This window comes from Enterococcus mundtii, assembly GCF_002813755.1.
In the GTDB taxonomy this organism is placed as follows: Bacteria; Bacillota; Bacilli; order Lactobacillales; family Enterococcaceae; genus Enterococcus_B; species Enterococcus_B mundtii.
Genome location: NZ_CP018061.1, coordinates 2,191,747 through 2,214,858, shown reverse-complemented (window position 1 = coordinate 2,214,858; position 23,112 = coordinate 2,191,747). Strand labels below are relative to the sequence as shown.

Below are 23,112 nucleotides of genomic sequence, written 5' to 3'. Positions count from 1 at the left end.
TAAGATAGAACAGGAAAGAAAGACTTCTAAAAAATAGTTTTTAGAGGTCTTTTTTTGTGTTCAGGGGAGGAAAGATGTCGATTCGATCACCGTAATAAATTCAATTTATTTTTAAGTTTAGAAAAAATAAGAGAAGAAAGTAGTGGAATAAAATGAAGTTTGGGAAAAAATTTCTTGCGGTTACAGCAGTCGCTTTAGGGTTAATATCGTGCATGGGAAATAAAAACAAAGTGAATGCTGACGAAGTAACAGAAACAAATCAAGCACCAAGTTCCATGCAGTACCATATGATCGGTGGCGATATCAATGGTTACATGCGTGTAAAATTATCTGATGGTTCGTTAAACTATATGGTCACGCATATGTTCGTTAATGATGATGGTGAGCAAGCCTATTGTTTGGATTCAGAACTACCTTCACCTAATGGAGATGAATTAACACTTGTCGGTCAAAAAGGTGATGAATTCGTGCGTGCATATAATGCTGGATATCATAAGTCAGGGGATTTAAATAATTTACCTGTAGTAAATGAGCAAGAAGCACGCTATGCTACACAAGCTGTCATGTGGGCACTTGCAGGAAACTATAAGGTTGATGATATGGTTTGGTCAACACCCGAACGCTCACAAGAAGAAATTGATCGGGTACACAATGCGTTCAATATTATTTATGATGCAGCTGTCAATGGCACAGAAACAACAGCTACAGCCTATGATTTACAGCTAATAAACAAATTTGATAAAGATGGCTATCATAATTTTGAATTTAAAACAACAGCGAGCCATGATGGGAAAGCTTCAATCTCTTTTAATAAAGAAATTGCTGGAATGCGTTTAGTAAACAGTGAAGGTAAAGAGATTTCAAAAGATAATATTCCCTTAAATGAAACTTTCTATGTACAAGTACCTGACACAACTGCAACAGGTGAGTTGATTCTTTCTTCAACAGGATATATTTCGACGGTTCACGCATTTGAATATGGTGGAAATGCCTCAGTACAAAACGTACTGTCATTAGTGAATGTCGAAGATGAACACAAAGTGGATAATTTGAAAGTCAATTGGACGTTAGCACAAGGGGAAATCAAGGTACACAAAGTTGACGAACAAGGTAAAACATTACCAGGTGCAGAATTCACTTTAACTGATCAAAATGGAAAACAAACGAAAAAAGTGACGGATAAAAATGGATTCGCTCAATTTGATATTCAAGCTGGAAATGTTTATCAAGTAGAAGAAACTAAAAACCCAAATGGTTATAACGGTACTTTTGTTCAAAAAGATATTACAGTAAAAGAAAATGGACAAGTATTTGAATATACAGCTAAAAATACTCAAAATAAAGGGAAAATTACTGTTCATAAAAAAGATGAAAATGGGAGAGCAGTAGTTGGTGCAGAATTTACTTTAACAGATGAAGAGGGTAAGAAAGTAGTTAAAGTAACCGACTCTGAAGGGAATATTACTTTTGATATTGTTTCAAATAATACGTATTCCTTGAAAGAAACGAAAGTGCCCACTGGTTATGAAGGAAGTTTTGAAAAAACAGGCATTACATTAAAAGAAAACGGACAAAAATTTGAATATACTGCAATCAACAAACATGTAGCGAAAAAAATTGTTCAAACTGGGTCAGAAAACTATAAACAAAAAGCACTCGTTGGTTTAGCAGTAGCTGTTATTGCAATGGGAGCTGGAGTAGGACTTTATGTTGTAAATAAACGTAAAAATAGCTAATAGCGAATAAAGGAGGTACTGTCAAAAGTACTTCCTTTTTTAGGAGGTCGCATATGAAAGGATTTTTTCAGAAACATAAGAAAGGCTGTATTCTCTCCCTTATTATTGCGTTATTCATTGGTGGAATGGGAAGCTATTTTTATTTTACGAATGCACAACAAAAAATGAACCAAGAAACAGGAACTCTTCAGTCTGAAGCGATTCAAAAAATGGAAGAAAAAACTCAGTTGAAGGCTGATTCAAAAAAGAGCAAGCAGAAATCAACAGATAAACGTGGACAACAAGCGGAAGCTGAATTACCTATAGATACTTCACGTGTAGATTACACTGGGAAAGATGTCAAACCGTTAACAGTAGAAGAAATGGCGAAAGTGAATACAGAAGAAGTGATTTCGTCTTTTGGTGTTGGTAGTTTATCTATCCCAAGTATTCACATGAATTTACCGATCCTTGAAGGAATCAGCCAAAGTAATTTAAGTGTAGGTGCTGGAACAATGAAATCAAACCAAACAGTTGGAAAAGGAAATTTTGCATTGGCAGGGCATTATATGACAGATAGTGGTTTGCTATTTGGTGGACTAAAAAACGTGAAGATTGGTGATGCAATCAGTCTTACCTATCAGGGCGAACAAGCAAACTATCAAGTGAAAGAAGTAAAGAAAATCAGTGCTAATGATGGGTATGTCATTGATGATACTGAAGGCGATGGTATTTTGACTTTAATTACGTGTGATAGTTCAGTTGCTGGCACTGAAGGTCGATTAATGGTTCGAGCGAATTTAGTTGATTAAGGTGATGTCGAATGAAGTTAACTTTTTTAGGTGAAGAGATTCGCTTATCAGAATATTTATATCGCTATGAAGAGATGGTTTTATATGTCCTAAAAGAAGCTAGTTTTGCAGATTTAAACTCTGAACACACAAAAGCTTTATTAAAAGCAGAATTGCGGAAGGCAGAGGCAAGTTGGTATGAATTTTATAGCAAGAATCGACGTGGACCAGACTATGCTTTTCTTCAAGATCAAATCACTAAGTTTGGAATTTATCGCTTGGATTTGTTTGATCACCGTGATGAGGAACTAACAGAAGATAATTTTGTTCATTATTATATTGAATATATAAAGTTGGACAATTACTTTTCTGTTGAATACTTTGATAGAAAAGATCTTCCGTTCATTGAAAAATATGAGCGGAGAAGAGCAAAAGACTATTTTAATGAGCGTAACCAGTATATCAAAGGGTATGAGAATGATCGGATTTCAGTGAATGAAACTATGCAACAATTAGGATACCAGCAATTGAAACACAGTTTTTTTGCTGATCCACTTATTCGTTCATATCTGCGTAAATAGAGGAAGGTGAGTGCAATAAAAGAACTATTTCGGTATCGAGGGAAAAGAATCCGTTACTATACAAGAAATTTGCTAACACTTTATCGAGTGTTTTTTTTATGTCCTGTTTTAATTTTAGTCGGTTACTTTGTTGGATATAAAAAAATCTATCCATTAGTGAATCAAGGTATTAACGACTGGAAGCTGTATCTCTTTCCTATTTTGACTATAGTTGGAATCACTGCTCTGGCTAGTATCTTGATTTTTATGATTACTCGGCTATCCATTGTAAATGGTGGATACTTTTCTAAAGTAGAACAACGACAAGTGATCTCCCGTATGATTATTAGCAATGGCTACTATACAAAAAAAACAAGCAAAACAAGCAATGGAAAAGCAAAAGAAAAAATCCTGTTTCCTAGGATTTATTATAAAGCAGGGAAAGAAAGTATTTTTGTTTCTTTTGAGACTGCGGGCAATAAGTTTCAAGATAAATTTGAAGCTATCGGTGGTTTCTTAGAGACGGCTTTTCATGCGGATAATATCGGCGTGATAGATGAAAAAGGGTTTATTACCTATGAACTTGCTGTCGAAGTTTATACAAAGCGTATATCCATTAAAGAGATGCAAGCAGATAAAGAAAAAGTTCAACTGATGAAAGGTTTATATTGGTATTTTGACAAGGAACCACATTTACTATTGGGTGGCGGAACAGGTGGAGGTAAGACCTTCACATTACTCTCCTTGATTTACGCACTTTGTCGAATTGGTGATATTGAAATTTGTGATCCTAAAAATAGTGATTTGATGGCTTTGGGCAAGTTACCACTATTTTCTGGGAAAGTACACACAGGCAAAGAAGATATTACCAAATGCCTACAAATGACAGTTGAATTAATGAATACACGTTTTGAAACGATGAACAAGCATGCAGAATATAAAATGGGAAAAAACTATGTCTACTATGGTATGAGACCAAAATTTGTCATTATCGATGAATTTGCAGCGTTTAGAGCCGAAATCGGAACAGATTATAAGACAGATGGGGAAGTCGATGAATATTTAACTCAATTGATTTTAAAAGCACGTCAATGTGGCATCTTTTTCATTGTAGCCATGCAACGTCCAGATGGTGAGTTTATCAAAACAGCATTAAGAGATCAGTTTATGTTTCGAATGTCTGTCGGCAGATTATCTGAAACAGGTCTATTAATGATTTTTGGAGACGAAAACAAGAATAAAAAATTCAAGTATGTAGAGAATGTTCTAGGAAAAAAAGTTTATGGTCGAGGATATGTCGCACGTGGGGGCGAGATTGCTCGTGAATTTTATAGTCCACAAGTTCCAGAAGATTTTGATTTCATTTCTGAATTTGTAAAAATCAGTGAAGAATTAGGTTATGAAAGTATTCCTGAAACGATTAAAGAAGAGGTAACAAACAATCTTTCTAAGCATATAGATAAAGAAGCTCTTGCTGAGATTGATCAAGAGCTTGAGTTACAAAAGGAATTGCTAAATAGTTTAGATGATAAACTTTAATCTGAGTTTCTAGTATTTATTTATACTTTCTATGAGGGAAATAATTAGCTTTTTTTGCTGAGTATTCCCAAATTTTAAATCCACAGTTTAGTGGATATATAGCAAAAAAGTATGCGTCAAAGGGATTAGTTAGCCCTTTAAAAGTGAATATTTTGCACATCAATATTATAAAAGTAAACAAAAGTGTAGTAATTTCAATCACTTGCTTAAGTTTATTTTTGTCAAAAATAAACTTCTGGGATCCAAGAGAGAATATATTAGAAAAAAGAAAACTATTTTTTTTATTCCACTTTTTCAGAAAATAAACTGTTAGAAATACAGTAGGCAAAAAATAGAATATCAACGTGATTAAGGTCCAATTAATTATAGTTTTTTGAATATACAAATAAGTAAAATTAGTGACTACTAGTACTAAAATAGAAGGGAGGATCGGTACTAATGCAATAAAAAATAGGTAGTATAAGTAATTCATTATAGATTCTAGTTTCATTTAAATATTACTCCTTTCGTCACTTGTATATTATTAAAACAAAAATAAAAAACTGTGTAAATATTTCTAAGGTAAGGAATTATTTCTATGTATGATTATAAAGATGTTATTAATGAATTGAATAATAATATTTCATTGAAAACTTTAAAAACTTGGGCAAGTAAAATCGAAAAATTAACCGATACAAAATTTGAACGTAGATACGCAAAAAATCGGAATGGACGTAACTATAGTTATAAAGTTTTTAGTTTTGCTCAAGTTGAACAGTTCAAGCACTTAGTTTATTTGAGATCAAAGAGTATTGGGTTAGATAAAGCAATTTATGATATTTTTATGTCAGAAAAAGGAAAAATAACCAGAGAAGAGATCTCACTATCGAAAAGGGCATTTGAAGAGAACAAAGCAGATACCAAAAAATTAATTGAATTAACTAAAAAGGCATTACAAGAGAATGCAGAATTGAAGAAACGAATTTTGCGATTAGAAAAATCTATTAGTATCAAGACCAGCGACAGCTAGAAATTGTTGCTCACTTCGTCGTATAAAAAGGGGTGGCGCCTTAAGGCGCACACCTCTTTTTATACGTGTAACGTAAGTAGCAACGGATATTTCAAGTGTTGCTGGGCGTGCGTGGGTGGGCTTGTCCCACCCACGCAATCTACCCCCGTTTTATAACATGGGGGTAGAATTTAACATACCATTCCAAAAAGTCACTTACTTCCCTTGTCCCGCAAGGGATTCAGCGTTTTTAAATTTGTCACATTTTAAGTGAAAGGATGTCACATTTTGCGAGGTATTGATTTAAAACGACTCCGAAAAGAATTAGGACTAAAACAAAGGGAACTAGCTGAAAAATTAGCAATTGAACGAAGTTTAGTTTCAAAGATTGAATCGGGTAAAAGATTGATCTCAAAAGAATTAGAGAAAAAAATTATAGAGGCTCTCCACATTGACGGTGGTAAAGCTTCGGTAGAAGCAAAAATAGACTTTTTACGAATTCGATTCAAAACATTGGATGTTCAAACAATCATTGAAAAACTGCTACACATGGATATGAATTGGTTCACTCAAGAAGCGCGTGGGTTTTATCATTACACCGAAACATTTTCGTATGGAGCTATTCGATTATTTAGAAATCCAGAAGATGTGAATATGGGAATCATGTTGGATTTGTCAGGAGAAGGATGTCGGCAGTTAGAAGAAATTTTTGAAGAAGATGGGAATCGTAGTTGGACTGAATTCTTTCGATCGCTCTATGATGACGATATTTTCGGGAGAAATATAATCGTCGACACAAAAATTACTCGTATTGATATTGCATTGGATGAATTGATTGTAGAGGGGAAACAAAACTTCAATCTCTATCAATTGAAAGAAAAAATGGAACAAGGATTGGTGAGTACGACATTTAAGAATTTTGATTTCAACGGTGGCTTTTCCTTTGAAAAAGGGAAGTTGATCAATAAAGGATTGTCACTTTATTTTGGTAGTCGTCAATCGCCACTTTACTTTAACTTTTATCAAAAAGATTATGAGCTAGCTCGTAAGGAAGGAATTTCTGTTGATGAGGCAAGAGAGCGATATGAAATAAAGAATCGATACGAAATTCGCCTTTCAGATGAGAAGGCTTTTTTATTTGTTGAATATTTTTTATCCAGTGGTGAAAGTTTAGATTGGTTAGTTAAAGAAATCGTGAATGCTTCCTTAACCGTTTTTGAAATTGAAGAGGGTATGAAAGTTTACTGTAAAGAATGGTATGACGTGATCGATAAGATGGAAGGTTTGCGGTTATCCGTTCAAGGTGAAAAACCGTCCATTGAAAAAACACTGAGATGGCTATCAAACTATTTAGCTCCGTCTTTAAAGATGATTCGTTTAATTGATTTACGTTTAGGGACAAATGAATTAATGGAACGCATTGATTATGCCGAATTAAAAGAAAAACATGAAGAACTGATCGATCAAGTATGCAGTAGTGCAAAAGATTTACTATTTACCACTGACAGAAACAATGAAGTACGTAGTTATATGAGCCAAGAATTTGATTTAGAAGAAGAATATCCATTTTGATTTGGAAAGGAAGGAATCACTTAATGGCAGAAAAAGAATTAATTAATCGAGTGACAAAAGAAAGTTCAATACTCTCAGAAAAATTAGAGAATACTCTTACGGATTTGCTAAAGTTGATGGATCAATTAAAAGAGTTAGAACGAGCGGGCGAGTTAACTATTCCTTATTTAAAAGGAACTATAAAAAAATCTCTTTCAATCATAGAAGCATGTAACCGTGAAATAAGACAGAAAAATAATATGTACTCTGTTTGTGAAAAAGAAATGCAAAGAGAAAATCCGGTTATTTGGGATGAATATTTCAGAGTACAAAAAACATTTAACAATGTAGTTGCTGATTTTATAAGTTTTACTGAACAGTATAAGTATTTTGTTCCTAATAACAGTAAAGAGTTAGAAAATCAGGTGCAGAAAATATTAGATAAAAAAGGCTATATCGTTGATAGCTATTTTGAAGGAGACTACGATACTTGGATTGGTGTTTATGCACGACCAAAAGACAAGCCAACTTATTTAGATCCAGCAAATGCTGAAGAAGCTACTTTGCAAGAAAAGTATAGCTTAAATGGATTTAAGCAAGATTTCTCAGAATGGTTTGAGTGGGAAATTAAGAATAATGAAGTAGTTTCTACTAACTAAAGCAATCTTAACTTAATTCGATGATGGAGGAAAAAATGAACCCAAATATTATACCGATCTTCTTGGAAAGAACGAAGTTTTATAAAAAATATGCAAAGCTATCCGTACCAGAAATGCTAGAAATTCACGGATTTGATGTAATCGAAAATGAAATGGATGATGAAGATATTGTTTATCTGGAAAGACGAAAAGAATTTTTAATGAGTCGAGGAATTGTAGATGTTCCAATGTATTTCAAAAAAGAGTTTGTTGCAGAGTATCCAATAAAAGAAACGAAATTAATTGCAGAAGGCTGTTATCTTCGAAAGCCGAGTGGGGAAAAAATGTATGGGACTTATAGTTACTATTTCTACAAGGAAGGTTATCGATCCTATAAAGGCTATATAGGGAAAAGAGTTTATGCAGATAGAGTAGATAAAATAGTCTTTCTAAAAATGTTTGAAGAAAATTTTGAAGACCTTATTTTAGAATAAAAAAATCAGCAAGCGGTCACTAGACTTGCTGATACTAACTATAGTCCTCAAAAGATTATTAATTGTAGTGAGATTATGTTTTTTATGTTATGTGTTCTATTTATGAAAAGTGACCAAATTACGTAAATAATCATAACAAATAAAAAATAGAAAGGATAATCAAAAATTGGAATTTAATTATAAGAAAAAAGAGAATGTGCGTGTAGATGAATTACCTAAGAAAAAAGCAATCCAAACGAAAGGAGTTAGACGTATTGTTCTGGGTGGGCTAATCATTGTGTTACTTTCGGGTGTGGGAGCATATATCAAAGCTAGTGCTGTTAGTAATCATATTTCAAAAGTAGAAAAATCAGTTGTGCAGTTGAAAAATGATATTGACGGGTCGAATCAGAATCAAATTTCGTTTACTCCAGAATTACAGTCTTTTATGGATTGCTTCGTGGACGAGTACATGAATATTTCAAATGATGATGAAGCATTTAAAACAAGAGCTCAAAATCTTGAGAAAAATTTCTATGCTGATGGATTAGAAGAAAATGAAGTATCTTTTTCTGCTAAGCGCTCTTTAAAAGAAGCAACGCTGGTGTCGTTAAAAAATATCGATGGTGTGTCAGTGGCAAGTTATCAAGTCAATTATGAGATTGAAACACCAGTAACAAAGAAAGTTGAAGAAAAGCATAAAGACAGTAAAGGAAAAGAAACGACGACTACAAAAGAAGTGACAGATACTAAAAAGGTAGAAGCAACTCAAGTATTGAATATTCCTTTCAGTACAAAAGATCATGCGTTTTGCGTCGTTGCATATCCATATTTTACTGAACCAGTCTCAACCAAAGCAAAAGTAAAATCTATCACTTATGATACGGAAAAATTAAAACCGGTTGATGATGAAACCGATAAAGAAGTACAGGAATTTATTTCTGATTTCCTAAAAAAATATTGTGAAAGTTCGTCTGCTGATATGGCGTATATGATGGATAACCCTGAGGGATTAAATGGAAATTTTACATTAGATAAAGTGGAATCAAAAGTTTATAAAGCTAGTGTTGGTTTACTTGTGAAAGCTGATGTTTCTTTGAAAGATAAAGATACAGCGATTTTGCAAAAAGAGCAGTTAACACTCCATTTAGTAAAAAAATCTGATAAATATTATGTGGAAAAATTAAGTCATACATGGAAGGATAGTGAATAATTGATGGATTTGAAAGGTTTATTAGATTTTGTATTGCAACAAGGAAAATATGTGATCATTGGAATTATTGTTTTTAGCGTAGCCAAACATTTTTCTAAGGCAAAAGTGGCAGGGATTGTGACAGCTTTAGTACTTGGTGGTTTGGCGTGGTTCTTTTTAGGAAATCCTGAAAAAGTACTAGATGCTATTGGAAATGTGTTAAGTAAAGCATTCGGTGGTTAGTATGGATTGGGAAGCTTACAATTATACGTCCATATTTAAAGAGCCCTACCGCATTCAAGATATTCCGAATCTTTTTCGACTCCCATTTTCAATTGTCGTTGTAGACGCTGTGACCGCAATTGTAGTAGCTTTATTCATAAACTTATTTTTTGGAACAATGATCGCAACATTGGCAAAAACATTTCAATTTATGTATATGCTGTGCTATGTTGGTATGCCTATTGGGGCGGTAATGTTAATGAATAAAATCCAGCCTGATGGTAAGAAAATATATTATTATTTTTTGGATTCACTGATTTACTATTTCACAGTACAATTACCAGATAGTATTATTTGTGAAGGGAAAAAATGTAGACGAGAAGAGCTTACGGAGTCGATTCAATTTAAATAATTTCTAGGTCGTATGTTGTCGAAGGCATACGACTTTTTGATTAAATAATTTTAGAAAGAAGGAAAAGTATGATTACTGTGGAAAGCCCGCTTAAAGCGTTAAAAGATCATTTAATGTTAAATAATGAGGGGGATATTTGGGGTTATTATGAAGTCACACCTAAAACAATTTCTCAAAATAATCCAAAAGCCATGCAAGACAATAAAGAAATGATGGCAAGTCTATTAAATCTTTTACGGACATATGAAGATATTGATTTAACCATGTATCCTAGAACCCTAAATTTAAGAAGTCGCTTTGATAAATTAGCTGAAGGGTTTGATCCTGAAAGTCGAGAAATTGGTGAGTACTATGCCAATGAAACGATCCATGTGTTAGAACAAGAATTAGGCAATGTTTATCGTCCGTCCTTTTTGTTAGGGGTAAAAATCAAAGATGCTTACATTGCAGAAGACATAAAGGAGTTAGCGAAAAAAATGTCAGACGTTGTTGTTCAAGAAGTCGTTTCTCTGCTTGGCTATGAATTGGCTGATCCAAGTACTTTATTTGAACAAGTAAAGCTATCAGAACAGGAATTGACACAAATATTATTTTCTTATTCGATCCGACCGTTATCTAAAAATGAAATGATCTACGCTAACCGCATGCAGTATATTCGAGGAATGAAACATAAAATTGAAGATGAAAATTGTATTGCGAATGTACAAAATATCCAGTCTTCCGTTTTAAGTCCTTTGAAAAAAGGAAAAGGAATTTTAAAAATTGAAGATGAGCTAGGCGAAAGTTACGTGTCGTTTTTACCTGTTGGAAAGTTTCCTGACAATATGAAGAATATCAATTTGTTCCAATTTGTACAGGACTTGCGTTTTCCAGTGGAGTTAAGAGTCAAATTACACTATCCCGAAATCAAAGGAGTAAATGGGGTATCCACAAAATTAGGATGGTTAACGAATCGTTTTAAAGAAGAACAACAAGTACAAGAAGCAGAAGGCGGAGAAGCTTCCAGTCGTACGAAATCCATTCGCTTTTTAGCTAGTGCCTTGCGTGAAAAGTTAGAACAAAATCAACCAGTGATGGATTGGTTGGCTTGTTTAGTTGTCTACGGTCAAACTAGAGAAGAAGTGAGAGAACGTTCCTTACAGATTATTAAGTCTTTAGATGATGTAATCAAGGTTTATAAAGGGAAAAAGGATCAATTTTCTTTGTTTTACAAAATGGCAATGGGACAAGCTTTAGGTACACAAAAACACTGGGTACAGCGAACCACGTGTGAAGCAGTGGCAGAATTGTTATTTGCGACGATTGAAGAGCTAGGGATGAGTTCAGGAAATTATATTGGACGATTAGATGTATTAGGTACAGAAGGTTCTAGGGGTGAAAAAACACCATTGGAGGAGTTTATTTATGCGTCTAATAAATATGTGTTCTTAAATCCTTTAGCGATTGCAGAAGGGATTACAGGTGCATTATATGATGCTCCTCATATTGCTGTAACGGGTAAAACTGGGAAAGGAAAATCTTTCTTAGTTGGTTTGCTCTTTTTATATAGCTCCTTTTTAGATGTGCAAAGTCTGTTTGTTGATCCAAAAGGCGAAAAAAGAAAATGGTTTAATAAAGTGATTCATGATCCTTACTACAAAGAAAACTATCCATTGTTCGTGAAGCATTTGGAAAGCTTTAACTATGTCACGTTAGACGCTTCAAAGAAAAGTAATTATGGTGTACTTGATCCAATGATTTATCTTGATCGAAATAATGCGAAACAAGTGGCACAAGATATGATCGATGAATTAAGTCCATTGAAAAATAATTTCTTATTAAAAGGAGCAGTACTTAGTTCCATTGAACAGGTGTTAAATCAGCGAGAACAGCATGAGACAGTTGGCATGATGAATGTCATTGATTTGTTACGTGCGCATGAGAATAAAAACGTCAAGGAATACGGCGATTTTCTTTATTTAACGATTAATGATTCTATTTTACGATTAGGGTTCTCTTATGGTGAAAATGCAGGATTGAGTTTCCAAGAGAAAGTGACAATTTTAGAAATTCAAGATTTGAAATTACCGAAAGATGGGCTCGATCCTTCTTTATATAGTGACGCTGACAGGAAATCTTTGTGCTTAATGATTAGTCTAGGACGTTTTTGTGAAATGTTTGGAAAACGGGATATCTCGCATAAAACAGCAATTTATTTTACAGAAGCTTGGGTCTTTAACAAGTCAAACTCTGGACGTGCGATTATTAGTGCGATGGCTCGTGTTGGTCGTTCACAGATGAATCAATTAGTTTTAGATACACAATTCATTGATGATTTAGGATCTGATGATGAAAAAGGGAATTTTGGCGTGGTTTTTGCTTTTGATGAAGATAGCGAACGAGAAAAAATTCTCCACCATTTAGGACTAGAAGTGAATGATAAAAACATAAAAGAAATGAAACGAATGATTAAGGGGCAATGCTGGATGCGTGATCCTTATGGGCGGTTTGGTAAACTCAATGTTCATTGTCCTTTTGAAGAAATGGCAGAAGCACTTAAAACAACAGAAAAAACAAGTAATAGTGAGGCAGAGGAACAGGTGGCATAGGAGGTGCTCTTTTGAAGTTCTTAAAAAAACTGAATATAGGCAAAAAGAAAGCTCTGTTTCTGACTGGAACAGGGCTTTTTTATTTATTAATTCGCACAGTGCCAGCGTTGGCAGTAGGAAAGAATGTAACAGATATTTACAAGGTAGGAACGTATCATATTGATTCATTTTCTTCTTATATGGTAGATGCTGATTTTTCTTTAACTAGTGTGATATTTGGCGATACTGGGGTTGCTTTCTTTAAAATGATTTCCAATGGTTGCTTTTATGTAAACAAACTGATGTGGCAAGTAAACGACGCTATTATTGAGAAATTATACAAAGGAGCAGAAATGGATCGTTTGATCCATACTTTCTTTACTTTCTCGCAAAATATCTACAATAGTTTATTTAATGTGTTTGGCTTAACGCTAATTAGTGTTTATGTGTTGTACGTGTTTTATTTAAAGATGTTTAAATCGCCCCAACAGGCAACAAGTGCATTTATAAAAATGTGTCTGATCGTAGGTTTTTCAGTCGTTTGGTTTGGTCATGGCAATGTTGCTAGTCAAGGAGAAAAATTCACTAAAAATATTGATACTTGGTCGACTTCTGTGGAAGGATTGATTTTTCAGGCAACGAACGGTGTAGAGGGCTTGGAAGTGGCGACAAATAGTGATGATGCCATTACACAAATTCGTAATATGTATTATCAAAAAGCGGTGGTTGATCCTTATTTATTGTTAAATTACGGTACAACTAACTTACAAGAATTAGATAATGCAGGAATCGATCCAGCAGAGTTCTTAGCAAAAAAATATACAGATAAAGACAAGGAGACTATCAGTGACAAATTAGATGATGCTAAGACAGAAGAGGAAAATAAAAATTATCGTCAGTATATTAAGCCTGAATCAGGATTATATAAAGCTGTAGTAGGTGCCATGACCCCCTTGTTAAATATGACGATTGGTAATCCTATTTTAATGATTGGAATGGTGCGTTTTATCTTCCAATTAGGAGCTATGTTGATGTTGATTGCTCTTCCTTTTCTTCTCCTTTTATCTTTTTTCCCTACACTTGATTACTTGCTTTTTAAAGGATTTCGTTCATTCGTTGGATTTATGTTTCAAAAGTCCATTTATAGTGTATTGATCCTAGTCGCATTTTTAGTCTTCAATGTTGTGGATACGTTGATTCCTATGGGGACGATCGTTTCCTTTATTGTCAATATGATGATTAAAGGAATCATTGGGCTGATTGCTTTCTTTAAACGAAAAACCATTTTACAAAAACTAGGATTAGGGCAGGCAGACGCTACACTTCGTTCGGTGAAACATGGTGCAAAACAAGCGAAACAGGAAACAAAAGAGCGAGTTCGTTCGGGAATGGATCGAACACAAAAAATAGCACTAAAAACAGCGTCAGCCGCTGGCTATGGAACTCGTGGAGGAGTGGCTGTAATCAATGGGATTCAATCTTTGAATCGGAATTTGCAGAACCTTAAAAATCGTCCAAATGAAGCTAGGTCGACTAATGGTCGCGTCATTAATCCTATGGAAATTGGTATGCGAAATAAACAACAAATTCCATATTCGGGTAAGAAAGTAATTTATGGCGATCACATAAAAGGACAACCTTCTAATTTAAATAAAGAAGGTATGATTGCTCCTGTAAGATTACCATTTAATCCGATGAAAAATCGAACGGTGAAAAATGGAGAACAAAGCCAAAAGATGAATCCGCCAAGATTAATGACTTTAACTCGGAACCCGATCAATTATGCAGGACAAAAAATTCCATTGATTAATCGAACGATACCACGTATAACATTGGATTCTCGTTATAGTCAGCCACGTGAAAATGTACGCCGTTTGAATCATAGCAATGTCAGAATGACACGAACACCAATTGATCGTACAGGACAAAAAATACCCTTAATAAATCCATATACGCCACATTTAGTATTGAATAAAAAATTCCATTCGGATGTCAAACAAATTCAGAATGTAACGAATCAATACCGAAAAGAAGTACAGCCGATAGAGGAAAAAGTGATAAAGAAAAATCAAGTTCGCTCTTTACCAAGCGGACGTACACCACAAAGAAAGCTAGGTGGCGTTTATGAAAAATAAAGGCTGTTTTGGTTGTTTCGGGTTCCTTGTACTTCTTATGATGGGGATTCTGTTTCTTTTCTTTGGCGTCGATGATTCTGAGACAAGTGGATCGGCTACTGGCGGAGCAGAATTTATTGGTGTTTATTCAGAAGATTTACCTTCTTATCCTGAGATCAAAGGAGTTGGAAATGTGCCTGATGAAATCGCCCAATTAGCTGTAGGTTCAGCTATAAAATATCACTTGTTGCCAAGTGTGATTATTAGTCAGTGGGCGTATGAAAGTGAATGGGGGCATTCACAGTCTGCAAAGACTGATAATAATTTCTTTGGGATCACATGGTTTGAAGGCTGTCCGTTTCCTAAAGGTACCGCTCGAGGGGTAAGCGGTTCAGAAGGTGGAAATTATATGAAGTTTCCGAATAAAAAATCAGCCTTTAGTTATTATGGCTATATGGTGGCTTCACAATCGAATTTTAATGCGTGTGTAGGGAATAAAAGTCCTAGTGAATGTTTATTGATATTAGGAAGAGGCGGTTATGCTACGGCTGGTATTACAGAAAGTAGTCCTTATTTTACAGGTTGTATGTCAATCATTCAGTCGAATAATCTGACACAATATGATGATTTTGCGATCCAAAAATGGAAAGATTTTGGTAGTAACACAAGTGGTTCAGTTGGTGATGGATGGGGCTGGCCATTTCCTGAAGTTGGACAAGGATCTTTTGCAGGCGGTCAATTATTTGGTAAAAATCCTGGTGGAGAATTTCGAGAAAATGGTTTTCACGACGGATTGGACTTTGGATCAGTGGATCACCCTGGAAATGAAATTCACGCCATTCATGGTGGAACGGTCACTTATGTTGGAAATCCTGGTATTTCGGGGTTAGGTGCTTGTGTGATCGTCATTAATGATAGTGGATTAAATATGGTTTATCAAGAGTTCGCCACAAGTACCAGCAATGCAAAGGTTAAAGTAGGTGATAAGGTCAAATTGGGAGATGTAATTGGCATACGTGATACAGAACACTTGCACTTAGGAATCACGAAAAAAGATTGGTTACAAGCGGAATCAAGTGCGTTCACAGATGATGGAACGTGGCTTGATCCATTAAAGATTATCACTACTGGTAAATATTGATTGTTCGCTTTTTACGTTGGATTTTTTTCATTTTATTTGACTGCAGTCGGAAAAATAAACGCAAAAACCGAATGTTATTTGTGAAATCAATTTTGAAGAAAAGAGGGAAATGATGAAACGAATTACTTGTATCATTTTATTATTGATTGGTCTCCTATTTGTTGGAGTGAAGTATCATGAATTACAAGAAAAGTATTACGATCAAGAAGCTACTATCGCGAACTTAAAAAACGAAAACAGTGAACAGTCGGTTGTTATATCAGAGCCACAAACTGATAGCAATGAAGAAAAAGCCGATAAAATAAAAGAAAAAGATATTCTTGAATCTTTTGTGGACGCTTATGTCAATTTTCATTCCATTGATGATCGAAATCAATCGGTTATGAACTTTGTAACAGAAGATTGTCAAAAAGAAAATGCACTGGATATAGAAGTTCATGCAGATTTTGATAGTACGGGAATGATTGAACGTAGCTATAAAGACTTAACTGATCCAGATAGTTTTATTGTGGTTGGAAAGGAAGAAAGTCGTGGTGCTTCGCATGAATTTTTGATGAAGGTTCATTTTAGCGATGACAAAATAGACTTTTATAATTACCAATATTTGGCACAAAATTAAATATCATTTGTTTTAATAAAACTAAAAGGAGTTTTTTTTATGAAACGTTTAGTAGGATTTTCTTTGTTATTGATCTCTCTAGGGATTTTTGGGGCTTGTAGCCAAACTAATAAGCTTGATGAGAATGCCCAAAAATCAGAAAAAGAAGTGCTTGCTTTTTATAATGAAATAAATAAAGAAAGTCGAGAAGAAGAACATGGCTCCAGCTTTGAAGGAGATTTAACAGAAGAAAATGTAAAGAAAGTTTATTATTCAGGAGAAGATTTTAATGAGTATATCTTTGTTACAGAAGAACAATTATATTCTGATCCACAATTGAAGGAAAAAGAAAATAAAATTACTCGTCATTATCTTTACAAAGATAGCAAATCACATGTAATCAGTGATAAAGAATTTGAAAAATTGATTAAAGATGAAAGTAATAACTTCGAGAAAATTTATGAAGAATAATAAATAGAGATTAGGGACATTGCTTACACAGCAATGTCTTTTTTATATAAAATTAGGAGAGGATTTGAATGGAGAAAGTAGAAAAAACATATGATGTCATGATTGATCGGAATCGTTTAATTGAATTGGGATTTAAACCTAGTCAAGCTTCAAAAATGATTCGAGACTCTAAGGAATATTTAGCAAATGTCGAAGGAATTAGCTTTTATAGCGGAAGGCAGATAGCAGTAGTTCCTGCAAAAATTATTCAGAAATTATTTTATATTGAAATTAGGTAGGTAGCTATATGGTAAAAGAGAAAAATATTTATAAAGACAAAAACACTAAAACATGGTTTTTTCGCGCTTATTTAGGATTCGATGAAAATGGGAAAAAAATTCAAAAGACGAGACGTGGATTTAAGACACAAAAAGAAGCGAAAATAGCCTATGATCGATTTATGATTACGCATGCATTTAATCGTCCACTTACAGAAATGATATCAAATAATAATAAAATGACGTTTGAAGAGTTTTATAAAACTCGGTTTGTTAAATGGTATGAGAAACAGGTGAAAAGTCAAACTTATGAAAATGCTCAGTATATTTTCGAGAAAAAACTTAAATATTTTTATCATATTCCTTTAAAAGATATTACAATGCAAGATGTAGAGGACTGGATGTTTGAATTGAGTAAAACGATAACAAAAAATTCGAGGATGGCAGATTCTAATCGAACTTTATCTAACTCGTATATCAACAGAATTAGAGGACACCTAAAAATTGTGTTAGACCGAGCTTTAAAAGAAGGATTAATACAGGTAAATCCTATTGATAATGTTTCTAAAATCCCTATCCGGAACCATAAGGTAGAATTTTGGGAGTTAAAAGAATTTCAGAAGGTAATGAGCTTGATTCCAGATAATAAAGTACAATTTCACCATAGGAAAATTGTTTATGAATTACTTTTCTTTACTGGTATGCGGATAGGTGAATTACAAGCTTTAACATGGTCAAACGTTAATTTTGATAAAAATACAATTACAATCGATAAGACACTCGTATACAATTCCAAAAATGATTGGTACTTGTCTACACCCAAAACCAGAAATGCTTATCGTACGATTGGAATAGGAAAAGAGCTTGCTGAAAAATTAAAAAAATGGCAGAAGTTACAAATGAGTATTGGAAAATTTAATTTTGTTTGTCAGTTAGACGGAACATTTACACCGAGCTATTCATTTGCTAGTTGGTTAAAATCTTATGCAAAAGAAGCTAATGTAAAACCTATAAAGCTACATGCGTTAAGACATTCGCATGTAGCTTTTTTAATTGAACAAAATATCCAACCATTAATTATTCAAGAAAGACTGGGACATGCTACCATTCAAATCACTTTAGGAACATATGGACATTTATATGCTAAGTCTGATGAAAAAGTTGTACAGATTATTGATCACGTGCAAAAAGTTTAATTCAATAGCTAAGATTTTAGATACAAAATAACAATTTTTCATATTTATAAAACTTGTTTTTAAATAGATAAACAGTTCACTTTTGATAGTCTATAGAGTATTATTAAATTGTTGAATAACATGTAAATGAAAAAATATGGAGAAGCAAATGGAAGAAAATATAATTATATCAAAATATAACACTGCTCAAAAAGAACAATTTTTCATAGAAAGGTTAGTTGAGGCCAAAAATGAAAATTCGCTTATTTGCTTTATTGGAGCGGGAGTCTCAATATCGCAAGGATATCCAAATTGGAATCAGTATGTAAGCCAACTAATAGATTATTGGAAAGGTCATTTAGATGTACTAACAAGTAAAGAAGAAACAGTTAAAGATAAGGTTGATATGAGTGATACTTTATTTTTAGAATCTTTACACAGCATGCCTGCGTCTAATAAACGAAAAGTTGATTTAGTAAACTACCTAATAAATGAGTATTGCAACACCGGTGATGCTGAAAAAACATTAGAGATATATAGAGAGCATGTCCTAGATTTTGAAAGAAAAATATTTACTGAGAATGATCCTATCTTAATTAAAAATGACATTTTAAATGAGTTAATAAAGTTAGAACCTATCTTTATAACTACTAACTATGATAACCAGATAGAAAAGAGTTATGAGCGATCTACTTCAAAAAAAGCCATAAAAATAAATAGTATTGAGGAAATTGAGGGTGCTGTAGAATCTAACACTGTAATACATATTCATGGAGTGCCTGATGTTGGATGTAACCCAGATTATTTTGTTAGTTCTGCTCGTTCATACGCTGATATATATTTTCTAGGTGATAAACAAAAGAAAATTTTAGAATTACTTGATGGAAAAGAATCACCAGTATTTCTTTTTGTGGGTTGTAGTATGGAGGAAGATGAAATTTTGGCGTTGCTAAAAAAAATACGAGAACATAGAGTTGGAGACTTAAAAGCGTATGCTCTTATGAGATTAGAGGATATTCATTCTATTACTGAGGCAAATGATAGAAAGAAAACAATTATAGAAAGTTACTATCTGAATGAACATGATGTTGATATTCTTTGGTTTGGAAAAGAGTTTTCAGAATTAGCTCAATTTATAAAAATATGCGTAACAAAATTCATGGATAAGTTTGAAGATTCTATAAGCAACCCAGAAAGATTGAGAAGGGAGTTAACTTTAAGTGAACAGTGAAGATTCTTTTATTAGTGAAGTAAACAGAGCCTTAAAGCGTGCAGATTTTTATACTCTGGATTCAATTTTTTCAGAATATGGGCAGTACAATGTTAAAAATTTAAATATTGTACTTGGATACTTATCCAAATCACAATTATTTCTAGATAATTATATTTGTGATACCGCAAAATTTTGTAATTTATGGCATATATTTAACTTTAGGTTTGAAGATATAGGAATAGAAATAAAAGAAATGATTTTTGAGAAAATAAAAGAAATTAATACATGGAACCATGATACAGAAGCAAATATTATCTCAATTATTAATAAAATGACTGCAAATATGAATGAATTGGAAAAAGTTCAAAAATATCGTGATTATTTGAAAAAATTCATGGATACCCAATACTTTGATCACAATATTGATGATAGATTCTTTAACTGTGTATTTTTACTTGAAGTTATTGCAGAAGAAAGAGTTCCATTTTTTGATAAACGTAAAGTCTTAACTATTAATTATACACATGAGACTTTTAATATGCTTATCCATATACTTGAAGAGCAAAGTAGAAGTTGGGAATATTATGATTATTCATATTTACTAAAACATACTCCAGTGGGATTACTAACAAAAATTATTAAGGAACAGTCTTTATTGATTGATGGAGATACGCAATATCCAGAGGATTTCTTGAAAATTAAGATTATTCAAAGAATAATTATAAATATTGATTTAGAAGAAAAAAAACTTCCTGAAGATTTAATAAGAAAGATAAATAGAATAATAAATTTTAACGATAAATTTTATGGAAGAGAAATGAATGACTATGTAAAAAAACACAAAATAACTACAAAAGAAGAATTTGTGGATGGCATTGGACCAGTTACAGGAGGATGGGTGAAAACTCATCCATTTATTCCAGTGTCTCCATTAACTAATTTATCTCAAGTAGATGTGTTAGTAGATTTATTGAATAAATTTCCTGATTGGCGAACACAGGTATCTAACGATAATTTTTTAAACGAGCGAAGCAAACAAGGACAGAATGAAGAAATAATTAGAGTTTTAAATCCAATAACAAATTGGGAAAAAAATAAAAAATTTAATGAAATTTTTCTAGAGAGAATCATAAACCAACCGAGTTTGTATACCAATTTAACTCCTTCTATAGTAAAAATGCTTGAGACCGGAACAGAAAATAATTACATTAGTACAAAAATAGCAGAATCCTTTTTAGAAAAAATGAATTTTAAAGATATAACTAATATTTCTTATGAACAGGAAAAAATTATAAAAATTTTGACTAAAAATAATAAGGATAATAATAATATAGTCTTCCGTGTATTATTTGAAGACATTAAACCTAATTTATTAAGTACAGAAAGTATTTACCTAAATAAAGAAAAAACAGTTTTTGTAGAATTAAATGATTTTATTAATACGGGATTAGGAAGGTATTATAATATTGTCGAGAAAATTGATGAAGATGTATTTAGATATTATTCAAGTTCAATTGTAGAGGGAATAAATTCTTTGAAAAAGCCATATAAAGAATATTTAATGGGACAAAATCTTTATCATATTGAGTTTAATATAGAAAAACCAACAAAAAATATGTTTATAGGATTCTGCCATAGATATAATTTGAGACAAGATGAAAAAATGGATTTTTTTGAAGAAATAGCTATTTCATTACTTGAAGACAACACATTTTCAGATGAATTTTGCCAAAAGAATCTTTTAATCATGTTAATATACAAAATAAACCCACAGGACGCAAGAATTACACTAGATAAGAATACAGAGTATAAAGAAAAAATTCTTTATAGATTTTTAAATATCTTATTTGAAAATGCAAATTTTGAGAAAAAAAATGAAGTAGAAAATTGGATTAAATATTTTCTTAAGAAAGATGTATTTGTAAAAACAGCGAGTTCATTTTTATTACTTAACTTAGAAAATAGTGAAAAGGAATTTGCGTTAAGATATATCGGTTTTCTTGAAGACGCAATAGCTAGCGAAGGAATAAAGTTAGGAGACTATGAGTTCTCTTATATTTATCAAATGGATGAATATTGTGAATGGCAATTCAGTATACTTATTAATATGATTAAGATTTTATTGCGGAAAAATTATATTGTTATAAGTCAAAATTTTATAGAGAGTATGTTTATTATTCTTACCGGACTAAGTAAAAAAAATATGATTGAAAATATAAAAAGGCTACTAAATGTACTTAAAAATTATTTGTTAGAAAAAGACTTTAATTATTTGCAAACACAATTTCCTATATAAAGTTGATGCCGATTTAACTTTTTTGACTATTAGTATATAAAAACAAGTTATATATGTAAAAAAGTTAATAATAATTAAATATATTAGTTTTCCAATTTTCTACCACAGTTACTAAAATTCTTATTAAATCAAGTTCAATTATAGATTGTTTTTTAAATAAGATGTATCGGAAATGATAGCAAAACTCAATAAAACTGGGAAAAACTCAAGGAACAAAAACCTTTGTTTACGTACTTTTGAAAGCACAGTTTTCCAAATTTCTACCAAAAGCGCCTTTTTAGGCGTTTTTTTTTTTTTTGATTTAAAGATAGCAATATAGATCAAAATAATAGTCTTTAATTAGCGTAATTGATTGTGTAAAGGATAAATCAACCATGAAAAGAAGGGAAAAATAAACATGAAAATTTGATTTGCCTAAAGAAAAAAGTTTTTAACAAATAGTAGAAAAAAATATAGCTAATTCGCTATATAATGATATGATTAGGAGGAAATAAGTTGAATCATCCTAAATTTAAGTGGGGCGATGAATTTGAAAGATTCCTTGATTCATTGAGTGACAAGGAGGCTGCAAAAATTTTATCAATCATTGATAAAATTGAAAAAACAGATATACATACAGCTATGCGGCAAGAGTGGGTAAAAAAACTGGAGAGCAATCTATATGAAGTGCGAGCAAGTATGAGTAGTAATGCTTTAAGAGGAATATATTTTCAAAGAAAAGGGCATGAATATTTTATTACTCATGGGTTTCGAAAGAAAGCAAATAAGCTTTCCAGACGAGAGTTAGAAAAAGGTAGAAAGTTGCGAGACAATTTTTTAAGTAAGAACGAGAGGTGGATATGATGAGTCAAGTACAAAATTATATAAAAAAAAGAGCGGAAAAAAGTGAAGAATTTCTGCATCTAATGGAAATTGAAGAAGCTAAATTAGATATTGCGTTAAAACTAGCAGAATTAAGGAAAAGTGCTGGATTAACACAAAAACAATTAGCGCAAAAAATTGGGAAACCTCAATCAACCATTTCACGAGTTGAAACAGGTGAAATGAATCCTAGTATTGAGTTAGTGATCGAGCTAGCACAAGGATTGGATAAAAAGCTTGTCATAAATTTTGAGTAATCGTTTTTAAGCCGGAATCTATTGGTCCAGCCAATTAGTTGTCTCCATAAATCCTTCTTATCTATCAATCAGAATTGAAGA

22 protein-coding genes are annotated in these 23,112 nt (G+C 32.6%); all 22 read left to right on the top strand.

The genetic code is table 11. The annotated features are described in order from the left end of the window. Window positions 1-152 precede the first annotated feature (152 nt). Window positions 153-1,736 carry a thioester domain-containing protein gene (locus EM4838_RS10465; RefSeq protein ID WP_071867889.1) on the top strand — a complete coding sequence of 528 codons (1,584 nt, stop codon included), beginning with the start codon at window positions 153-155 and terminating at the stop codon, window positions 1,734-1,736. Window positions 1,737-1,789: 53 nt separating this feature from the next. Then, entirely contained in the window at window positions 1,790-2,527 is a 738-nt protein-coding gene (locus EM4838_RS10460; RefSeq protein ID WP_071867888.1) for a class A sortase, read from the top strand. A gap of 11 nt (window positions 2,528-2,538) precedes the next feature. Further along, window positions 2,539-3,087 (top strand): hypothetical protein, encoded by a 549-nt coding sequence (locus EM4838_RS10455; protein ID WP_071867887.1) that lies wholly within the window; start codon window positions 2,539-2,541, stop codon window positions 3,085-3,087. A gap of 6 nt (window positions 3,088-3,093) precedes the next feature. Further along, on the top strand, window positions 3,094-4,605 hold the full coding sequence (locus tag EM4838_RS10450; protein ID WP_418254962.1) for a type 1 periplasmic-binding domain-containing protein: 1,512 nt from the start codon (window positions 3,094-3,096) through the stop codon (window positions 4,603-4,605). A 577-nt stretch (window positions 4,606-5,182) separates the two neighbouring features. Continuing rightward, window positions 5,183-5,614, top strand: a complete 432-nt coding sequence (locus tag EM4838_RS10440) for a hypothetical protein (protein ID WP_071867885.1) — start codon at window positions 5,183-5,185, stop codon at window positions 5,612-5,614. A gap of 267 nt (window positions 5,615-5,881) precedes the next feature. Next, window positions 5,882-7,165 carry a replication initiation factor domain-containing protein gene (locus EM4838_RS10435; protein WP_071867884.1) on the top strand — a complete coding sequence of 428 codons (1,284 nt, stop codon included), beginning with the start codon at window positions 5,882-5,884 and terminating at the stop codon, window positions 7,163-7,165. Window positions 7,166-7,188: 23 nt separating this feature from the next. Then, on the top strand, window positions 7,189-7,803 hold the full coding sequence (locus EM4838_RS10430) for a Phi-29-like late activator (RefSeq protein ID WP_071867883.1): 615 nt from the start codon (window positions 7,189-7,191) through the stop codon (window positions 7,801-7,803). 35 nt (window positions 7,804-7,838) lie between these two features. Then, window positions 7,839-8,276 (top strand): hypothetical protein, encoded by a 438-nt coding sequence (locus EM4838_RS10425; RefSeq protein ID WP_071867882.1) that lies wholly within the window; start codon window positions 7,839-7,841, stop codon window positions 8,274-8,276. Between the two features lie 166 nt (window positions 8,277-8,442). Continuing rightward, a complete protein-coding gene (locus EM4838_RS10420; RefSeq protein ID WP_071867881.1) occupies window positions 8,443-9,468 on the top strand; it encodes a conjugal transfer protein in 1,026 nt (341 codons plus the stop codon). Between the two features lie 3 nt (window positions 9,469-9,471). Next, on the top strand, window positions 9,472-9,690 hold the full coding sequence (locus EM4838_RS10415; RefSeq protein WP_016631968.1) for a TcpD family membrane protein: 219 nt from the start codon (window positions 9,472-9,474) through the stop codon (window positions 9,688-9,690). Window position 9,691: 1 nt separating this feature from the next. Then, the gene (locus EM4838_RS10410) at window positions 9,692-10,081 is read left to right on the top strand and encodes a TcpE family conjugal transfer membrane protein (RefSeq protein ID WP_071867880.1); all 390 of its coding nucleotides are present in this window, start codon (window positions 9,692-9,694) and stop codon (window positions 10,079-10,081) included. Between the two features lie 68 nt (window positions 10,082-10,149). Beyond that, window positions 10,150-12,669 (top strand): ATP-binding protein, encoded by a 2,520-nt coding sequence (locus tag EM4838_RS10405; RefSeq protein ID WP_071867879.1) that lies wholly within the window; start codon window positions 10,150-10,152, stop codon window positions 12,667-12,669. An 11-nt stretch (window positions 12,670-12,680) separates the two neighbouring features. Next, entirely contained in the window at window positions 12,681-14,783 is a 2,103-nt protein-coding gene (locus tag EM4838_RS10400) for a CD3337/EF1877 family mobilome membrane protein (protein WP_081367465.1), read from the top strand. Then, the gene (locus tag EM4838_RS10395; protein WP_100917274.1) at window positions 14,773-15,903 is read left to right on the top strand and encodes a glucosaminidase domain-containing protein; all 1,131 of its coding nucleotides are present in this window, start codon (window positions 14,773-14,775) and stop codon (window positions 15,901-15,903) included. Before EM4838_RS10400 ends, EM4838_RS10395 begins: the two co-directional genes overlap by 11 nt. A 112-nt stretch (window positions 15,904-16,015) precedes the next feature. Continuing rightward, complete coding sequence (locus tag EM4838_RS10390) at window positions 16,016-16,522, top strand: EF0163 family protein (protein ID WP_100917273.1); 507 nt, start codon at window positions 16,016-16,018, stop codon at window positions 16,520-16,522. A 39-nt stretch (window positions 16,523-16,561) separates the two neighbouring features. After that, entirely contained in the window at window positions 16,562-16,972 is a 411-nt protein-coding gene (locus tag EM4838_RS10385) for a hypothetical protein (RefSeq protein ID WP_100917272.1), read from the top strand. A 68-nt stretch (window positions 16,973-17,040) separates the two neighbouring features. Continuing rightward, complete coding sequence (locus EM4838_RS10380; RefSeq protein ID WP_071868086.1) at window positions 17,041-17,250, top strand: DUF3173 family protein; 210 nt, start codon at window positions 17,041-17,043, stop codon at window positions 17,248-17,250. Window positions 17,251-17,258: 8 nt separating this feature from the next. After that, a complete protein-coding gene (locus EM4838_RS10375) occupies window positions 17,259-18,425 on the top strand; it encodes a site-specific integrase (protein WP_071868085.1) in 1,167 nt (388 codons plus the stop codon). Between the two features lie 148 nt (window positions 18,426-18,573). Next, entirely contained in the window at window positions 18,574-19,635 is a 1,062-nt protein-coding gene (locus tag EM4838_RS10370; protein WP_071868084.1) for an SIR2 family protein, read from the top strand. Continuing rightward, on the top strand, window positions 19,625-21,913 hold the full coding sequence (locus EM4838_RS10365; protein ID WP_071868083.1) for a hypothetical protein: 2,289 nt from the start codon (window positions 19,625-19,627) through the stop codon (window positions 21,911-21,913). The genes EM4838_RS10370 and EM4838_RS10365 overlap by 11 nt, the downstream gene beginning before the upstream one ends. Window positions 21,914-22,408: 495 nt before the next feature. Further along, window positions 22,409-22,756, top strand: coding sequence for a type II toxin-antitoxin system RelE/ParE family toxin (locus tag EM4838_RS10360; protein ID WP_071868082.1), 348 nt, complete (start codon window positions 22,409-22,411; stop codon window positions 22,754-22,756). Next, on the top strand, window positions 22,756-23,031 hold the full coding sequence (locus tag EM4838_RS10355; protein ID WP_071868081.1) for a helix-turn-helix domain-containing protein: 276 nt from the start codon (window positions 22,756-22,758) through the stop codon (window positions 23,029-23,031). Before EM4838_RS10360 ends, EM4838_RS10355 begins: the two co-directional genes overlap by 1 nt. The last annotated feature ends 81 nt before the right edge of the window (window positions 23,032-23,112 follow it).

Coding starts and splice junctions, on each gene's coding strand:
- EM4838_RS10370 (WP_071868084.1), top strand. CDS start 18,574: ATGGAAGAAAATATAATTATATCAAAATATAACACTGCTCAAAAAGAA.
- EM4838_RS10405 (WP_071867879.1), top strand. CDS start 10,150: ATGATTACTGTGGAAAGCCCGCTTAAAGCGTTAAAAGATCATTTAATG.
- EM4838_RS10380 (WP_071868086.1), top strand. CDS start 17,041: ATGGAGAAAGTAGAAAAAACATATGATGTCATGATTGATCGGAATCGT.
- EM4838_RS10415 (WP_016631968.1), top strand. CDS start 9,472: ATGGATTTGAAAGGTTTATTAGATTTTGTATTGCAACAAGGAAAATAT.
- EM4838_RS10395 (WP_100917274.1), top strand. CDS start 14,773: ATGAAAAATAAAGGCTGTTTTGGTTGTTTCGGGTTCCTTGTACTTCTT.
- EM4838_RS10430 (WP_071867883.1), top strand. CDS start 7,189: ATGGCAGAAAAAGAATTAATTAATCGAGTGACAAAAGAAAGTTCAATA.
- EM4838_RS10460 (WP_071867888.1), top strand. CDS start 1,790: ATGAAAGGATTTTTTCAGAAACATAAGAAAGGCTGTATTCTCTCCCTT.
- EM4838_RS10385 (WP_100917272.1), top strand. CDS start 16,562: ATGAAACGTTTAGTAGGATTTTCTTTGTTATTGATCTCTCTAGGGATT.
- EM4838_RS10455 (WP_071867887.1), top strand. CDS start 2,539: ATGAAGTTAACTTTTTTAGGTGAAGAGATTCGCTTATCAGAATATTTA.
- EM4838_RS10390 (WP_100917273.1), top strand. CDS start 16,016: ATGAAACGAATTACTTGTATCATTTTATTATTGATTGGTCTCCTATTT.
- EM4838_RS10425 (WP_071867882.1), top strand. CDS start 7,839: ATGAACCCAAATATTATACCGATCTTCTTGGAAAGAACGAAGTTTTAT.
- EM4838_RS10465 (WP_071867889.1), top strand. CDS start 153: ATGAAGTTTGGGAAAAAATTTCTTGCGGTTACAGCAGTCGCTTTAGGG.
- EM4838_RS10410 (WP_071867880.1), top strand. CDS start 9,692: ATGGATTGGGAAGCTTACAATTATACGTCCATATTTAAAGAGCCCTAC.
- EM4838_RS10355 (WP_071868081.1), top strand. CDS start 22,756: ATGAGTCAAGTACAAAATTATATAAAAAAAAGAGCGGAAAAAAGTGAA.
- EM4838_RS10375 (WP_071868085.1), top strand. CDS start 17,259: ATGGTAAAAGAGAAAAATATTTATAAAGACAAAAACACTAAAACATGG.
- EM4838_RS10440 (WP_071867885.1), top strand. CDS start 5,183: ATGTATGATTATAAAGATGTTATTAATGAATTGAATAATAATATTTCA.